Here is a 16009-nt window from a genome sequence, read left to right on the forward strand (position 1 = left end):
GCCTCGGTGACGGGCGTGCCAGAGGGGTACGTCCCCTTTGGCACGGCGGCAGGCTAGGGGAGGACGAGCCCCGGCAGGCCTGCACGGCTTCATCCTCAATTCGGGGACGGGCGCCAATGTGAGACGGGGAAAACGTGCCCCGGTTCTCAACTCGGTGCCTGTCCCCTTTCTGAGGGGCGGCGCGGGCGGCTCCTCGTGCTTCTCGGGGACACAAGATGTGGCTTCCTGTCCGTTTTCTTCCCGTGCGACCGTTTGCGGAATTGTTTGTGGAGCACGGTAAAACCACATCGCGCAATCGTCCGCACGATACGCGCAGGTCGGGGAAGTGCGCGCGGCGAGGCACTTTCGATAGCGCGCCGCCCAGTAAAGGAATCTGTCGTTGACTCATATTGTTTGACCTGCGGAAACACAACATATAGTGAATGTCGTACAAAGATTCACAAGATTTTGTAACTGTTTTTCGTCTATAGTAGATAGCACTACAAGCGGGGCGCACCCGTCCGGTGGAGCAATCCGCCGCGGCGTCGCGGCCCGTGACGTTTGAGCGACGCAGCGTACCGTCAGTCCATGCGGCGGGCACCCCGATCCGGTGCTCGTCGTTTTGTCCTCACGGCGCGATATGGTTCACAGTACGACGGATTACAGAGGAGCGGAGCGGAGTATCCATGAAGATCATCAAGCGCAGCGGCACCGAGGTCGATTTCGACATCTCCAAGATCGCCACCGCTATCCGTGGCGCCAACCGCGAGGTCAAAGAGGAGGAGCGCCTCACCGAGCGCCAGGTCGTCTATGCGTCCCAGAACGTGGCGGATCGCGTCGAGGCTGCGGGCCATACCGTCTCCGTCGAGGAGATCCAGGACATGGTCGAGGATGAGATCATGGCGCTCGACCACTACGAGGTCGCTCGCCGCTACATCATCTACCGCTACGTCCAGAGCCTCAAGCGCACGAAGAACACCACGGACGATAAGATCCTGTCCCTCATCGAGTGCAACAACGAAGAGGTCAAGCAGGAGAATTCCAACAAGAATCCCACGGTCAACTCCGTGCAGCGCGACTACATGGCGGGCGAGGTCTCCAAGGACCTCACCCAGCGCGTCCTGCTGCCGGCCGAGGTGGTGGACGCCCACAACAAGGGCCTTATCCACTTCCACGACTCCGATTACTTCGCGCAGCACATGCACAACTGCGACCTCGTCAACCTCGACGACATGCTGCAGAACGGCACGGTCATCTCCGGAACGCTCATCGAGCGCCCGCACAGCTTCTCCACCGCCTGCAACATCGCCACGCAGATCATCGCCCAGGTGGCTTCCTGCCAGTACGGCGGGCAGTCCATCTCGCTCACGCACCTCGCCCCGTTCGTCGAGGTCAGCCGCCAGAAGATTCGCCGCCAGGTGAACGCCGAGCTCGCCGAGCTGGGGGTCGCCGCCGACGAGGAGAAGATCTCCTCGGTGGTCGAGGACCGCCTGCGCGACGAGATCCGTCGCGGCGTTCAGACCATCCAGTACCAGGTCGTCACCCTCATGACCACCAACGGCCAGGCGCCGTTCGTCACGGTGTTCATGTATCTCAACGAGGCTCGCTCCGAGGCCGAGAAGCGCGATCTGGCCATGATCATCGAGGAGACGCTGCGCCAGCGCTACGAGGGCGTCAAGAACGAGGCGGGCGTGTGGATCACCCCTGCGTTCCCCAAGCTCATCTACGTGCTCGAGGAGGACAACGTCGCCGAGGGAACCCCGTACTTCTACCTCACCAAGCTCGCCGCCAAATGCACTGCCAAGCGCATGGTGCCCGACTACATCTCTGAGAAGAAGATGCGCGAGTACAAGCTCTCGAAGGGCGAGACGGTGGGCAACGGCGACTGCTACACCTGCATGGGCTGCCGCAGCTTCCTCACCCCGGACCGCTCGGGCAACGGCTACGACAACATCGCCAACGCGCTCAACTACGAGCCGGGCAAGCCCAAGTACTACGGTCGCTTCAACCAGGGCGTCGTCACCATCAACCTTCCGGATGTCGCGCTTTCCTCCCATCAGGACATGGACCGGTTCTGGGAGATCTTCGACGAGCGCCTGGACCTTTGCCACCGAGCCCTGCGTTGCCGTCACGAGCGCCTGCTCGGCACGTTGTCCGACGCCGCCCCCATCCTGTGGCAGTACGGTGCGCTCGCGCGCCTCAAGAAGGGCGAGAAGATCGATAAGCTGCTCTTCGGCGGCTACTCGACCATCAGCCTCGGCTACGCCGGCCTGTACGAGTGCGTGAAGTACATGACGGGCGCGAGCCACACCGACGATGCAGGCACTCCCTTCGCCATGGCGGTCATGCAGCACATGAACGACAAGTGCGCGGAGTGGAAGGCGGCCGAGAACATCGATTACTCGATCTACGGCACGCCGCTCGAGTCCACCACGTACAAGTTCGCCAAGTGCCTGCAGCGCCGTTTCGGCATCATCCCCGGGGTCACGGACAAGGGCTACATCACCAACAGCTACCACGTCCACGTGTCCGAGGAGATCGACGCCTTCGACAAGCTGAAGTTCGAGAGCCAGTTCCAGCGCCTGTCGCCCGGCGGCGCCATCTCGTACGTCGAGGTCCCCAACATGCAGGACAACCTCAAGGCCGTCATCCGCGTCATGCAGTACATCTACGACAACATCATGTACGCGGAGCTCAACACCAAGAGCGACTACTGCCAGGTCTGCGGATACGACGGCGAGATCAAGATCGTCGAGGACGACGGCAAGCTGGTCTGGGAGTGCCCGCATTGCGGCAACCGCGACCAGGAGACGCTGAACGTCGCGCGCCGGACCTGCGGCTACATCGGTACGCAGTTCTGGAACCAGGGCCGCACCGAGGAGATCCGCGATCGCGTGCTGCATCTGTAGGGTTCGGTCCCGGCGGGGCTGCCCGGGCGCATGCCATCCGCTGCTCGGGCAGTTCTGCTCACGACGAAGGCCCCACCGGGGCCTTCTGTTCGTGCGGAACTCGCGACGGATGGCATGCGCTCGGGCAGCCCCTGCCCTCATCCTGCAGGTAGCGGAGTAGAAAGATGTGGGGGGACGGTTATGAATTATGCGGAGATCAAGCATTCGGACATCGCCAACGGCGAGGGCGTGCGCACCACGCTGTTCGTGAGCGGGTGCCGTCGGCACTGCCCGCACTGCTTCAACGAGTCGGCGTGGAATTTCGCCGCCGGCGAGCCCTTTACCGATGAGGTCGCCCAGGCGGTTGCGGACAGCATCGCCCCGGCCTATGTGGACGGCATCACCCTCTTGGGCGGGGAGCCCATGGAGCCGGAGAACCAGGAGGGGCTGGTCGGTTTCCTCGAGGACCTGCGCCGCCGCTATCCGCGCGGAGGCGGGAAGACCGTTTGGTGCTACACCGGCGACACGCTCGATGAACTCATGCCCGGCGGCCCGCATCGCACCGATGTGACCGACCGCCTGCTCGACTGCATCGACATCCTGGTCGACGGCGCCTTCGTGCAGGAGCTCCACGACATCACGCTGAGGTTTCGCGGCTCTTCCAACCAGCGCGTGATCGATCTCAACGCCACGCGCGACCGCGCCTCGCGCGAGGGCGTCTCGCTCGCCGAGGCGGTTTGCCTGTGGGAAGACGACCCCGTGTTCTCGACGCACAGCATGTAGGGTTGTGGCGGGAAGCGCTTTTTGACAGGCCTCGAAGCGGCTTTTTGCTGATATGCCGAAGCCGCAGCAAATCTCTACGGGCGAAGGCGGCTTTCTATGGTGCAGGACGATTCCAAGACCCGTGTTAAGCGGCATGTGCTCGTCGGGTTCCTTGCTCTGCTCGCTGTCGCCGCGGCGGTATGCGCCCTGCGCGCCGAGAAGACGATCGACGCGCTGTATGCCGGCGCTCGCACCGGCTTCACGCCTTACGGCTCGTACCGCGCCATCCCCCGACACACCGTCGGAGCCGACTATTCCGGCAACCTCACGATCTTCGACCCGAGTGAGGCGAAGGATCCGGATGGCGAGCCGCTTTCCCGGACGCCGTGGACGTACGTCGCCGTGTACGAAGACCGCAGCCAGGACAAGTTTCTGAATGGGTTTCTTGAGGAGACCGATGATCCCAACAGGTACAACCTGGTCGATAGCGCCGAGGGTCCGGTCGGCACGTTGCGGCTCTCCTATAAGGACGATCGGGGGCGGGCCGTCGGGTATCTGGAGATCGATGGCGACCGGATGGGGCTGATGGGGAGCTGAGCGGCAGAGGCACGACGGGCGCCTCGGTTGCCGTGCCGCAACGCGCGGCGCGCAGTGCGGGAGAACGGTCGGTGTGCGTGCGGCCGCATCGCTTGACGCGTGATACGATAGCAACCAATATCTGCATGCCGTCTACGGGCGCAATGGTGGGAAAGCGGGAGAGCCGTGGTAGATCAGGACAAGGTGAGGCGGGCTGTCGAGCTGCTGCTCGAGGGCATCGGCGAGGACGTGGAGCGCGCGGGGCTCGTCGAGACCCCGGACCGCGTCGCGCGCATGTACACGGAGCTCATGGCCGGCCACGGCGCGAGCGCGTCCGAGCATCTCTCCAAGACGTTCGCCGTGCCTTCCGACGATCTGGTCATCGAGCGCGACATCACGTTCTACTCCCTGTGCGAGCATCATCTCCTGCCGTTCTACGGAACGGTCGCCGTGGGCTATGTGCCCCGAGGCCGCGTCGCGGGGTTGTCCAAGCTCGCCCGCACCGTCGAGGTGTTCGCCCGCAGGCTCCAGCTTCAAGAGCAGCTGACCTCCCAGATCGCGGACGCCCTTATGGACGAGCTGGGCTGCGCCGGCTCCATTGTCCATATCGAGGCCGAGCACATGTGCATGACGATGCGCGGCGTCCAGAAGCCGGGCACGAAGACCGTCACGCTCGCGCGCCGCGGCGTCTTCGAGTCCGATCCCGCGCTCGAGGAGCGCTTCTTCCGCATGCTTCGGGCGTGAGCGCGCCGTGAGCATCCCTGAGGTCGCCGCGCTGTTCCCGGCGATGCCCCGCGCCGCCGCTGTGCTGCGCGACAGCCGCTTCGCCGCCTCGATCGATGCCGTGGAGGGCTCCGAGCGCGACCGCGTCTGGTGCCGCCACGGCCTCGACCACCTGCTGGACGTGGCGCGCCTGGCCCATATCTCCAATCTCGAGTTCGGTTGCGGCATTCCGCGCGACGTCGTCTACGCCGCCGCCCTGCTCCACGACATCGGTCGTTCCGTGCAGTATGCGACAGGGGAGCACCATGATGCCGCCGGCGCCCGTATCGCCGGCGAGATTCTGGGTACGGTAGATGCCGACTACCGTTTTTCGGCTGAAGAGCGTGCGGCGATCGTGGCCGCCGTGGCGGGTCATCGCGGGCTCGACGGATCAGGCGAGACCGGTCTGGACGCGCTGCCGCGCCTGATCGCCGTCGCGGACAAGGCGAGCCGGCCCTGCTACGCGTGCAGAGCCCGAACGAGCTGCTATTGGCCGGAAGAGAAGAAGAACCTGGAGCTCAACGCCTGACGCGTCGCTCCGGAGAGAGGAGCGCACGAGATGAGCACGAAGCACCTGCCCGAGAACGCGACGAGGACCGAGGGTGCCGAGCTCGCCCGCAGAGAGGCTGGGGTTCCTGCCACCCGGACCGCCTTGGCCCATGTCGAGGACGACCTGGCGCATGCCGACAAGATCTGCATCGAGGGTCTCGAGGTCTGGGCGAACCACGGGGTGTACCCCGAGGAGACCGCGCTCGGCCAGAAGTTCGTCGTGTCGCTGACCGTCTATGCCGACACGTCGCGCGCGGGCGCGACCGATGACCTGGACGCATCCATCGATTACGGCGCCGTGGCGCATGACGTCGACGCCTTTCTGCGTGACAACACGTACAAGCTGATCGAGGCTGCCGCCGAGGGCGTGGCGGCGCTCGTGCTGCGCCGGTATCCCGCTGCCCTGGGCGTCCGTGTCCGCCTGGAGAAGCCTTGGGCCCCGGTCGGCCTTCCGCTCGCCACCGTCGCCGTGGAGATCGAGCGCACCCGGGCCGCGATCCGCTAGGGGAGCATGCCCGGAGCGTGCGCGCTGCGCGCCGGCGTGATGCCGGCGACTTCGGATGGTGGCCGTTTGAGCAGCGCCGCCGCCGTGCGGTTGTCGGGGCAGTAGATATCGAGCAGGGCATGGAACCGCGCGTTGTGGCTCGGCTCCATCAGATGACAGAGCTCGTGGGCGATCACGAAGTCGAGGCACGCCGGCGGGTACGCCGCGAGCTTCGCGTTGATGCGGATGCTCCGCCGCTCCGGCGTGCATGAGCCCCAGCGCGTCTTCATGTTGCGAACGGACCAGGAAGAGGCGGAAACGCCCATGGCCTGCTCCCATCGCCCCGTTTGGCGCTCGAGGGCGCTTGCGGTTTCGCGCCGGTAGAGCGCATCGAGCCTGTGTTCGAATTCGGTTCGGCAAAGGTCGTCGAGCGGGCCCGTCCATGCGAGACGGGAGGCGGTGTCGACGACTTCCCCCCATAGCGGGATGAGCGGCGGCGCGGGCGCGTCCGCCGCCGGCGCGCCGCCGGCTCGCGCGACGTGCCGTGCGATCCAGCCCGCCCGTCGTTGGACGAACGCCTCAATGTCTTGCCACGGAACGCGGTGGGGGACGCTCGCCGAGACCGATCCGTCCGGGTGCACGCGAAGGTTGAGGTTCTTGACGTTGGCCCGGCGCACCGCGACGGGAACCTCGAGTCCGTCGATATGCAGGATGATGGCGGTCGTCTTCGGCACGCGTCGAGTTCCCTTCGAGGCTTTGGGCATACGGGGCTCGCGACGCCTGCTCGCGAAGCGCTTGGGGCCCGGTCAGAAACGTCACTAGGATACCCCGGTTCGGGCTGCGCGTAGGCGGCGGACACGGTACGATGGTTCGGACGTGTTCCCAATCGAAAGGATCGCCCATGAGCCATCGCGAGCGCGAGGTCATCGGCGTCGATGACCGGGTCTCCCCGGCGCGCGCCATCCCGCTCGGCATCCAGCACATGATGAGCATGTTCGGTTCCACGGTGCTCGTCCCCGTGCTGACCGGCCTCGACCCCAACGTCGCCATCATGTGCTCGGGTATCGGCACCATCTGCTACGTACTCGTCACCGGCAACAAGATCCCCAGCTACCTCGGCAGCTCGTTCGCCTTCATCAGCCCCATCCTCGCGGTGGGCGCCACGCGCGGACTCGACGCCGCCATGTCCGGCGTGATCGTCGCGGGTGCGGTGTTCTTCGCGGTCGCGGGAATCATCAAGCTGGTCGGAACGGGGTGGCTCGACCGTCTGCTGCCGCCTGTGCTTGTGGCCTCGGTCATGGTGGTCATCGGCGTGGGCCTGTCCGCCACCGCCGCCAACATGGCGTTCATGGGCACCGACGCCGCGGGCGCCTCGGTGTTCAACCCGCAGGGCGCCTTGGTCGCCGCCGTCACGCTGCTCGCGGCGGTGATCTTCTCCGGCCGCGGCGGCATCGTCGGCACGGTGCCGGTGCTGCTCGCCATCATCGTGGGCTATGCGGTCGCCGTGGCGTTCGGCATGGTGGACTTCGCGCCCATCGCCGAGGCCGCGTGGATCGGCCTGCCCGGCATCAGCTTCCCTAAGTTCGACATGGGGGCCATCGCGCTCATCGCGCCGGTCGCCGTGGTCACGGTCATCGAGCATATCGGCCACCTGCTCGCCGTGGGCGAGATCGTCGACAAGGACTACCGCCCGCTGCTGCCGCGCTCCCTTGCGGGCGACGGGCTGTCCACCATGATCTCGGGCTTCCTCGGCGGTCCTCCCACCACCACCTATGCCGAGAACATCGGCGTCATGAGCGTCACGCGCGTCTACTCCACGCAGATCTTCTGGTACGCCGGTGGCTTCGCGCTCATCGTCGGCGGCCTGTGCCCCAAGCTCGCCGCGCTCATCAACTCCATTCCCAGCCCGGTCATGGGCGGCGTGTGCTTGCTGCTGTTCGGCCTCATCGCCTCCAACGGTCTGCGCATGCTCGTTTCGAACGGCGTTGACTTCGACGTCAACCGCAACCTCATGATCGCCTCCGTCGTCATCATCCTGGGCGTCGGCATGGAGACCTCGGGCATCGCCATCCCGCTGGGCGACTACACCCTGCCCGGTATGGCGACCTCCACGCTCGTGGGCATCGTCTTGAACCTGGTGCTCCCGCCGGAGAAGAAGGGCGAGCCGGAGGCATAAGCCGCGCCGCGCTCGGGTATAGTGGTGCAGCATGCCGGCAATCGATCCTGCGAATCGCGCCGGCGGTCACGTAAGGTATGTGTGCGCCCGTGCAGGGCGGGCGACCCATCGATAGAAAGAGGATGCACATGTCCAACCAGGGTAAGACGGTCAAGGCCCACTACCGCGGCACGCTCGACGACGGCACCCAGTTCGATTCCAGCTACGATCGCGGCGAGCCCATCGAGTTCGTCGCCGGCGCCGGCCAGATGATCAAGGGCTTCGACGCCGCCGTGCTCGACATGGAGGTGGGCGAGAAGAAGACCGTCCACATCCCTGCGGCCGAGGCCTACGGCGAGCGCTCCGAGGACATGATCCTCTTCTTCCCGGCTTCCGAGGTGCCCGATTTCGACAAGATCCAGGTGGGCATGAAGCTCTTCCTCCAGGGCCCCGGCGGCATGCCCGTGCCCGTGACGGTCGTCGAGGTCACGCCCGAAGGCGTCAAGCTCGACGCCAACCACGAGCTCGCCGGCTGCGACCTCAACTTCGATATCGAGCTCGTCGAGGTCGCGGAGTAACCCGTTTCCCCACATCGCGCCATGTATCGGATGTCCGGGCCTTGAGCTTGGGCATCCGGTTTTTTTATACCGTTCTCCGTCAGCATTGCCGCCGCTCGGATACATGCGGGCATGCCTTCCCGCATGGCTGGGTACCATGAAACGCAACTGACACTGCGTGTGCAGCATATCAAAGAGATCGGAGAGACCGTGCGCGCTTTGGATGTCGAGATTCTGCAGGATGCCGATCCGCAGGTCGCTCGTGCGCTCGATGCCGAGCTCGCTCGCGAGCGCGGCACGATCGAGCTCATCGCGTCGGAGAACTTCACGAGCCCTGCGGTACTCGAGGCGGTGGGCAGCGTGCTGACCAACAAGTACGCGGAAGGGTATCCTCGACGACGGTATTACGGCGGGTGCGAGGAGGTGGACGTGGTGGAAGACCTCGCGCGCGACCGGGCATGCGCCCTGTTCGGCTGCGAATTCGCCAACGTTCAGCCGCATTGCGGGGCCAACGCCAATCTCGCCGCCTACGCCGCGCTGCTCGAGCCGGGCGATACGGTGCTGGGCATGAGTCTCGACCAAGGCGGTCACCTCACCCACGGGAGCCCGGCGAACTTCTCGGGTAAGCTGTACCGTTTCGTGCCCTATGGCCTCGATCCGGAATCCGAGACGATCGATTACGACGAGGTCGCTCGCCTGGCCGAACGGGAGCGCCCCAAGCTGGTGGTCGCCGGGGCGTCCGCGTATCCCCGTGTCATCGATTTCGAGCGCCTCGCCGCCATCGCGCACGGCGTGGGCGCGCGCCTCATGGTGGACATGGCGCACATCGCGGGGCTGGTCGCCACGGGGGCGCACCCCTCGCCCTTTCCATATGCGGACGTCGTGACCTCGACGAGCCATAAAACCCTGCGCGGCCCGCGCGGCGGCTTCATCCTCACCAACGATGCCGAGCTGGCCCGCGCCATCGACTCCGCGGTGTTCCCCGGTACCCAGGGCGGCCCGCTCATGCACGTCATCGCCGGAAAGGCCGTCGCCTTCGGCGAGGCGGCGCGCCCTGAGTTCGCGGCGTATATCGATCGCGTCGTGGCCAACGCCTCCGCGCTCGGGGAGGGGCTGGTCGATGGCGGCCTGCGCCTGGTGTCCGGTGGGACGGACAACCATCTGTGCCTGGTGGATCTTACGGCTGCAGACGTGACGGGCAAGGATGCCGAGCTCCTGCTCGAGGCGGTTGGGCTGACGGTCAACAAAAACTCCATACCGGGGGAGCCGAGGTCGCCGTTCGTGACCAGCGGCATTCGCGTGGGATCCGCCGCCGCGACGACGCGCGGTTTCACGGCCGAGGAGTTCCGCGAGATCGGAACGCTCATCGCTCGCGTGGTGTTCTCGCCTGCACGCGCGACCGAGCGCATGCGCGTGCGCAAGCGCGTGGAGAGCCTGCTTGAGGTGCATCCGCTGTATCCCATGTTGGGCCGATAGCCCCATGGCTGCATATCGGGCTTTAGGTCCGGTGCCCCTGCTGCCGCGTCGCCGCGGCAGCCCGAATCGCGCGCCTACGCTGCCACGGGCCGTGAAGGAAAGGCCCCCAGCTCGCATATCCCCCGTGCGCGATCGCTTGGAAGCGGCGAAGCTGAGAGCGGGGAGGGATATGCAGCTGGGGGACCGGGGGAACGGACGATCTAGACTAGACGCCTAGACGCGCATCGCGCGCATGGCGTTCAGGATCGCGATGACCGCCACGCCCACGTCGCCGAAGACGGCGAGCCACATGTTGGCGATGCCGAGCGCTGCGAGCACCAGGATCAAGACCTTGACGCCGATCGCGAACACGATGTTCTGGTGCACGATGCACATGGTCTTGCGCGCGACGCCGATGGCGCGGGCGATGTTGCTCGGCTTGTCGTCCATGAGGACGATGTCGGCGGCCTCGATGGCGGCGTCCGACCCCATCGCGCCCATGGCGATACCGACGTCGGCGCGGGTGAGGACCGGTGCGTCGTTGATGCCGTCGCCCACGAAGGCGAGGTTGCCGCGTGCCGTGTCGAGGATGCGCTCGACCTGTTCGACCTTGTCGCCGGGCAAGAGCTGCGCGTGGTACTCGTCCAGGTCGAGCTTGGAGGCCACGGCGCGCGCCACCTCTTCGCGGTCCCCGGTGAGCATGACGCAGCGCTCGACGCCCGCGGCGTGCAGGTCGCGGATGGCTTGCTCGGCGTCGTCTTTCACCACGTCGGCGATCACGATGTGGCCGACGTACGCACCGTCGATGGCGACGTGCAGGATCGTGCCGGTGAGCTCGCAGTCGTGCCAGTCCGTGCCGTGGGCTGCCATGAGCTTGTCGTTGCCCACGAGCACGACGTGCTCGTCGACGGTTGCCGCCACGCCGTGCCCGGATTCCTCGGCAGCCTGCGCGATGCGCGCCTGGTCGATGCTGCCGCTGTAGGCCTCCTTGATGGAGATGGCGATGGGATGGTCGGAGAACGCCTCGGCGTGCGCCGCCATGGACAGCACGTAATCGGGGTCGACGCCATCTTGGGCATGGATGGCCACCACGTTGAAGGTGCCCGAAGTGAGGGTGCCGGTCTTGTCGAACACCACCGTGTCGACTTGTGCGAGCGCTTCGAGGTAGTTGGAGCCCTTCACCAGGATGCCCAGGCGGCTTGCGCCGCCGATGCCGCCGAAGAAGGACAACGGCACGGAGATGACGAGCGCGCAGGGGCAGCTCACCACGAGGAAGGTGAGGCCGCGCAGGATCCAGTCGGCCCAGGCGCCCATGCCGATGAGCGGGGGCACCACGGCTATGGCGAGCGCCGCGAAGGTGACGATGGGCGTATAGACGCGGGCGAAGCGCGTGATGAAGTTCTCCGTGTGGGCCTTCTTCTCGCTCGCGTTCTCGACCAACTCGAGGATGCGGCTCACCGTGGAGGCGCCGAAGGGCTTGGTGGTGCGTACGCGAAGGACGCCGGTCATGTTGATGCACCCGGAGATGACCTCGCCGCCTGCCTCGACGTGGCGCGGGACGGACTCACCGGTGAGCGCCGCGGTATCGAGCTGCGAGGCGCCGTCGATGACGATACCGTCGATCGGCACGCGTTCACCCGGTTTGATCACGATGATGTCGCCCATGGCCACCTCGTCGGGATCGACCTGCACGAGCTCCCCGTCGCGCTCGATGTTGGCGTAATCCGGCGCGATATCCATCATGGCGGCGATGGACTTGCGGCTCTTGCCCACGGCGTAGCTCTGGAACAGTTCACCTACCTGGTAGAAGAGCATGACGGCGGCACCTTCGGCCATATGCGGCTCGGTGTCGGGGAAGAAGATCATCGCGAACGCGCCGATGGTCGCGACCGTCATGAGGAAGCTCTCGTCGAAGGCCTCGCCGCGGCGGATGTTGCGCCAGGCTTTCTGCAGAACGTCGTGGCCGGCGATAAGGTAGGGGATGAGGTAGAGGGCAAAGCTCGCGTAGAGCGCGCCAGGCTTGCCGAATACGGCTGCGAGCACGCCGAACTCGTCGAGCGCCATGACGGCGAAGAAGATCGCGAGCGCGAGAAGGATGCGCTTGAGCCACTTCTTTTGTTTCTTGTTCATGTTGAGGATAGCTCCAATCGGCGATGCCGCCAGCATATGGGGTGGGGGTACGACCGGTTATCCGGCGTCGCTACGAATGGGATAAGGCATGTCGGGACAGGACGAGCTCGCTGAGATTGCTGAGCCTAGCGAGGCTGAGTGAAGAGTTCGTCCCGTCCCGGTCGATGGGATCGAGTCGTGTGCTAGCGCAGAATCTCGCAGTCGGGCTCAATCTCGGCTGTGAGCTTCACCACGGCATCGAGCACGGCGTCGAAGTTGTCGTCGTCGGCCTCGAGGGTGAGCTTCTGGGTGAGGAAGTTGATCTTGGCGCCCTGAACGCCGTCGAGCTTCTTGATGGCGTCCTCGAGCTTGCCGGCGCACACGGCGCAGTCGATCTCGTCGAGCTTGAAAACCTTACGCATGATGGTTCCTTTCTGGCTGCCCCACAGTTTGGGACTGGCGCTTTTTGTGACCTACTTCCGGGACGCTCTTGTTCTATGGGGTGTGTATCGGCGAAGGCCGTTGGCTGAACGGCTGATAAGCGCATGAGCGCTTGCTCGATACCTCAATTCAGTGCTTGCCCCTAAATTGAGGTTTGGCGGAGTCACTCGCAGATGTGCGTGAGTCCCTGGTCGAGGATGGTCAGAACGTGGTCGTCTGCCAGTGAGTAGTGGATGTTGCGTCCGTCGCGGCGGAACTTTACCAGGTGCGCCTGCTTGAGGATGCGCAGCTGATGGGATACCGCGGATTGAGATGCTCCGAGGCTCTCGGCGATCTCGTTGACGCTCAGTTCGTCGGTCATGAGCGCATACAGGATCTTGATGCGCGTGGTGTCGCTGAACACCTTGAACAGGTCGGCAAGGTCGTAGAGCAGCTCGTCTTCGGGCATGGCATCGGTTTCACGGCTGAAGCCGTTCGGCGCTTCGTCTCGTTCTTCGGAAACCGTCATTTCTTCTCCTCTCATATGAACATATGCTCATACATACCTTACCCTTGATTATATGAACGTGTGCTCACATGTCAAGAAGAAGGCCCTTTCTTGGGATTGAATCCATTTAAAAGGTTGGGTGCAGCGACGGGGGTCGGGTGCGGCCCACGATCGCCGCGCGTTGTTGCTGCGAGAGACGGGGTATCGTTGACACGATTGCGCATGTGACGCGTTTTTCGTACGCCTTCGAGAAGGCTCGAAGTATATCGCGTGCTCTAGCTGATAAATATGCAGGTAGATGAAATACTATGAACAAGGTATACAATATACTTTCGCCAAAGCGTACGAAAAACGTGCTACATCGTCATGTGCACCTGCATGTTCATGTGCATGGGAGCGGCTTGAGTCATGAGTCGCAGAAAGGCCAGGGGCCAAACAGTCTCTCCCGCATTAGGGCTTGGCGTTGCGCCGTTTGGAAAGACGGCGGGCGCTTGGTGATATGCAGGAGGTCTGCGAGATGTTTTGCCAGCAGCTGAAAACGTGCCTCGTCGGCAATCTGCTTGTACGTTATGCGAACAACCTGATAGCCCATCTGCTCGAGGGCCAACGCCCGATCATCGTCTGCCTGAGCGCTCGCGATCGAATCATGAACGATCGCGCCTTGGCATTCGAGGATAACGGCCGGATGCTCGCGGGTTTTTTCCCAAACGATATCGCCGTATACGGTGTGCTTCCCGCAGATGCGCCTTGCGTCGTTGTCGAGCGCGATGGGTAGGTTGTTTTGAAGGCCGCTCAGGCCTTCGCCTCCGAGTTTTCTAGGTGCTCCCAGCAGTATGGACGCCTTGGCTTCAAATGGAGAGGCGACGCAGCCCGTTACGTAGCGCATCGCGCGCCGCAGGCGACGCGCGCCGCGAGCGCTCGTGTCAAGTTCGAGAAACTCCATGATGTTGTCGAGAGCCATGAGGGGAGGTCGGCTCCATAGGTCGTTGCGCTCTTTTGACCCGGTGTCGACCACCTGCCACTCATCGAGTCCGTTTAGCTGATCTTTGCTGACTGAGCACTCGATTTCTCGCGCAAGCCTTGGATCCATTGCCGAGCTGGTAAACGTGCCTGCGAACTCGTAGATGAGCAACGCCAGCTCGATGGGATCGAGTTTTCCCGCAAGCATAAGAAGAGTGAACAAAGGCGAGGTGACTGAAACGCCAAATGGGGTGTCGACGATGCCGTCTGGCGGGATGCGCTTTGTCCTGAAGTGCTGGTGGACAAGTGTGGAGGTGAGCCTTTCACCTCCTAGGCTGAGCGCATGGATGGGAATGCCAAGTATGCTTGATGCGACCAGGTCCTCGTGCAGCTTCGACCTTCCATAAGGTGTGTCGAAATCGCATATTTCCGGCAAGGCATACAGATAGCGTGGAGGTGTCCGATAGTACCTCAGGGCCGATATGTCGCATAAGATCTTTTCCATGCTCGACAAGGTATCGTCCGTTTTGCGAACGCACAATCAGGCACTCGAGGTATCACGCAATATCTATAAGAATGTAGTAAACATATGAAGTACGTTACATTATGTTAAATATATGTTTGATTGGCGAAAGAGCTATCGGGATGAGGCACGGTGAGGCGCATCGGTATGAGCGGCGGGTCCCAGGCATCCTGCTTTGCGGCGCCGAAATTGCGCCGGGCTCCGACATCGGCTTGACTTGCTCGGGCGTCCCTTGCTCATGGGTGGTGTTTTTCGTATCGATTCTTGAATGTGCAAAGTACACGATACACTTGAACCAATAAAAGTGCAGGTCAAGCAATTGCATCAAAGTTGGTATACAAAGCGTTCCTGAGAAGTAATACGAAAAACGCGACACATAAGACACTGCTGCGACGGTCGGGAGCAATTTACCCCAAATTGCCTGCTTAACGCTGACGGGCAAGGGGCATCGGGGTGAAGAATCCTGGCCCGAATGGCGTTGGTTCATCGTGAAGGCATCTTTCTTCGGGCTGAGCCGCGAACCCACACTTGGTCGTAGTTGCGCAGCATCATGATGGTGAGGACGATGCCGAGCGCGAGTGGGGCGGTCTCGTCGTTCGCGAGCTCAATGCCGTAGGCGACGCGGTTGTTCGCGGGCCTGACATGCACGGATGCGATCTGAGTGCCTTCACGTTGTATGGCGAAATCGTCTCCCATGAGGTTGCCGCTCACGGTGATGCCCTCGCCTTCGAAGCGGATGACATCCTTGAAGCCGTTGTCCATGCGCACTTCCTGACTAAGCTGGACACGCTTGAACCCTTCTATGCGCACTTGGTAGACGGGACGGTAAAGGGCGCGTTTGCGTGCGATGCTGCCAACGCGTCGCCCGTTCTCGTCAACGATGAAGTAGAGGCTGCGGCTGAAAAACGATGCCACGCGCACCAGGCGGAAGGCGAGCGCGCCGGCATCGGTGATGTCCGTGCTCTCGAATTTTCCGTATACGCTGCTGCCGATTGCGTTGAGGTCGAAGAGGCTGAGCTTTGGCTCGGCGCTTTCAGGGTCGCTTTGCATCAGGGGGCCGGCAAGCAGGATGTGGCGCCGGTCGCGCGCGACCGCCTGAGCCATGACCTTGTCGTCGCCCTTGACCATCTCGTCGACGGAGACCCCGAAGAGGGCGCTCATGAGGACCAGGCTCTGTATATCCGGCGTCGTCGCGCCGGTCTCCCAGTTGCACACGGTGTTGCGAGAGACCCAGATCGCCTCGGCAAGATCGGCCTGCGACATACCGAGCGCGTTGCGACCCCGCTTGATCTGTTCTGAGAGCATCATCTCTGCTCCTTCCA

Annotated in this window: 15 protein-coding genes; 9 read left to right on the forward strand and 6 right to left on the reverse strand. The window is 63.6% G+C overall.

Going from position 1 to position 16009, the window contains the following annotated elements:
• Positions 1 to 665 precede the first annotated feature (665 nt).
• From nrdD to folB, 6 genes are all read left to right on the forward strand, one after another.
• Positions 666 to 2888 carry an anaerobic ribonucleoside-triphosphate reductase gene (nrdD, locus tag BQ7355_RS05990; RefSeq protein ID WP_072415366.1) on the forward strand — a complete coding sequence of 741 codons (2223 nt, stop codon included), beginning with the start codon at positions 666 to 668 and terminating at the stop codon, positions 2886 to 2888.
• 180 nt (positions 2889 to 3068) lie between these two features.
• On the forward strand, positions 3069 to 3650 hold the full coding sequence (nrdG, locus tag BQ7355_RS05995) for an anaerobic ribonucleoside-triphosphate reductase activating protein (protein ID WP_072415367.1): 582 nt from the start codon (positions 3069 to 3071) through the stop codon (positions 3648 to 3650).
• Between the two features lie 96 nt (positions 3651 to 3746).
• Positions 3747 to 4226 carry a hypothetical protein gene (locus BQ7355_RS06000; RefSeq protein ID WP_072415368.1) on the forward strand — a complete coding sequence of 160 codons (480 nt, stop codon included), beginning with the start codon at positions 3747 to 3749 and terminating at the stop codon, positions 4224 to 4226.
• Between the two features lie 165 nt (positions 4227 to 4391).
• Positions 4392 to 4949 carry a GTP cyclohydrolase I FolE gene (gene folE / locus BQ7355_RS06005; protein WP_072415369.1) on the forward strand — a complete coding sequence of 186 codons (558 nt, stop codon included), beginning with the start codon at positions 4392 to 4394 and terminating at the stop codon, positions 4947 to 4949.
• 7 nt (positions 4950 to 4956) lie between these two features.
• Positions 4957 to 5496: an HD domain-containing protein gene (locus BQ7355_RS06010; RefSeq protein ID WP_240307335.1), complete on the forward strand. Its 540-nt coding sequence runs from the start codon at positions 4957 to 4959 to the stop codon at positions 5494 to 5496.
• A gap of 30 nt (positions 5497 to 5526) precedes the next feature.
• Positions 5527 to 6021 (forward strand): dihydroneopterin aldolase, encoded by a 495-nt coding sequence (gene folB, locus BQ7355_RS06015; protein ID WP_072415370.1) that lies wholly within the window; start codon positions 5527 to 5529, stop codon positions 6019 to 6021.
• Here the strand turns inward: folB and BQ7355_RS06020 are convergent.
• A complete protein-coding gene (locus BQ7355_RS06020; RefSeq protein ID WP_240307336.1) occupies positions 6018 to 6734 on the reverse strand; it encodes a M48 family metallopeptidase in 717 nt (238 codons plus the stop codon). The genes folB and BQ7355_RS06020 overlap by 4 nt on opposite strands.
• A 167-nt stretch (positions 6735 to 6901) precedes the next feature.
• Here BQ7355_RS06020 and BQ7355_RS06025 point away from each other — a divergent pair, with 167 nt between their 5' ends.
• The 3 genes from BQ7355_RS06025 (at position 6902) to glyA (ending at position 10188) form a co-directional block, all read left to right on the forward strand.
• The gene (locus BQ7355_RS06025) at positions 6902 to 8176 is read left to right on the forward strand and encodes a uracil-xanthine permease family protein (protein WP_072415372.1); all 1275 of its coding nucleotides are present in this window, start codon (positions 6902 to 6904) and stop codon (positions 8174 to 8176) included.
• 128 nt (positions 8177 to 8304) lie between these two features.
• Entirely contained in the window at positions 8305 to 8733 is a 429-nt protein-coding gene (locus BQ7355_RS06030; RefSeq protein WP_072415373.1) for an FKBP-type peptidyl-prolyl cis-trans isomerase, read from the forward strand.
• Positions 8734 to 8922: 189 nt separating this feature from the next.
• Positions 8923 to 10188: a serine hydroxymethyltransferase gene (glyA, locus tag BQ7355_RS06035; protein WP_338027646.1), complete on the forward strand. Its 1266-nt coding sequence runs from the start codon at positions 8923 to 8925 to the stop codon at positions 10186 to 10188.
• Between the two features lie 213 nt (positions 10189 to 10401).
• On the opposite strand, the gene BQ7355_RS06040 is transcribed toward glyA, so the two are convergent.
• From BQ7355_RS06040 to BQ7355_RS06060, 5 genes are all read right to left on the reverse strand, one after another.
• Positions 10402 to 12297: a heavy metal translocating P-type ATPase gene (locus BQ7355_RS06040; RefSeq protein WP_072415374.1), complete on the reverse strand. Its 1896-nt coding sequence runs from the start codon at positions 12295 to 12297 to the stop codon at positions 10402 to 10404.
• 182 nt (positions 12298 to 12479) lie between these two features.
• Positions 12480 to 12698, reverse strand: coding sequence for a cation transporter (locus BQ7355_RS06045; protein ID WP_072415375.1), 219 nt, complete (start codon positions 12696 to 12698; stop codon positions 12480 to 12482).
• A 182-nt stretch (positions 12699 to 12880) separates the two neighbouring features.
• A complete protein-coding gene (locus BQ7355_RS06050; protein ID WP_072415376.1) occupies positions 12881 to 13225 on the reverse strand; it encodes an ArsR/SmtB family transcription factor in 345 nt (114 codons plus the stop codon).
• Between the two features lie 385 nt (positions 13226 to 13610).
• Positions 13611 to 14678, reverse strand: a complete 1068-nt coding sequence (locus BQ7355_RS06055; RefSeq protein ID WP_143761770.1) for a PDDEXK family nuclease — start codon at positions 14676 to 14678, stop codon at positions 13611 to 13613.
• Between the two features lie 492 nt (positions 14679 to 15170).
• Complete coding sequence (locus tag BQ7355_RS06060; protein ID WP_072415378.1) at positions 15171 to 15995, reverse strand: LURP-one-related family protein; 825 nt, start codon at positions 15993 to 15995, stop codon at positions 15171 to 15173.
• Between the last annotated feature and the right edge of the window lie 14 nt (positions 15996 to 16009).

Source organism: Collinsella phocaeensis (assembly GCF_900119895.1).
Classification (GTDB): Bacteria; Actinomycetota; Coriobacteriia; order Coriobacteriales; family Coriobacteriaceae; genus Collinsella; species Collinsella phocaeensis.

What these genes read in the sequence shown, in the direction of transcription:
- BQ7355_RS06045 (WP_072415375.1), bottom strand. Translation starts at nt 12,698, where the DNA reads ATGCGTAAGGTTTTCAAGCTCGACGAGATCGACTGCGCCGTGTGCGCC.
- nrdD (WP_072415366.1), top strand. Translation starts at nt 666, where the DNA reads ATGAAGATCATCAAGCGCAGCGGCACCGAGGTCGATTTCGACATCTCC.
- nrdG (WP_072415367.1), top strand. Translation starts at nt 3,069, where the DNA reads ATGAATTATGCGGAGATCAAGCATTCGGACATCGCCAACGGCGAGGGC.
- BQ7355_RS06050 (WP_072415376.1), bottom strand. Translation starts at nt 13,225, where the DNA reads ATGACGGTTTCCGAAGAACGAGACGAAGCGCCGAACGGCTTCAGCCGT.
- BQ7355_RS06000 (WP_072415368.1), top strand. Translation starts at nt 3,747, where the DNA reads ATGGTGCAGGACGATTCCAAGACCCGTGTTAAGCGGCATGTGCTCGTC.
- folB (WP_072415370.1), top strand. Translation starts at nt 5,527, where the DNA reads ATGAGCACGAAGCACCTGCCCGAGAACGCGACGAGGACCGAGGGTGCC.
- BQ7355_RS06040 (WP_072415374.1), bottom strand. Translation starts at nt 12,297, where the DNA reads ATGAACAAGAAACAAAAGAAGTGGCTCAAGCGCATCCTTCTCGCGCTC.
- BQ7355_RS06025 (WP_072415372.1), top strand. Translation starts at nt 6,902, where the DNA reads ATGAGCCATCGCGAGCGCGAGGTCATCGGCGTCGATGACCGGGTCTCC.
- BQ7355_RS06060 (WP_072415378.1), bottom strand. Translation starts at nt 15,995, where the DNA reads ATGATGCTCTCAGAACAGATCAAGCGGGGTCGCAACGCGCTCGGTATG.
- BQ7355_RS06030 (WP_072415373.1), top strand. Translation starts at nt 8,305, where the DNA reads ATGTCCAACCAGGGTAAGACGGTCAAGGCCCACTACCGCGGCACGCTC.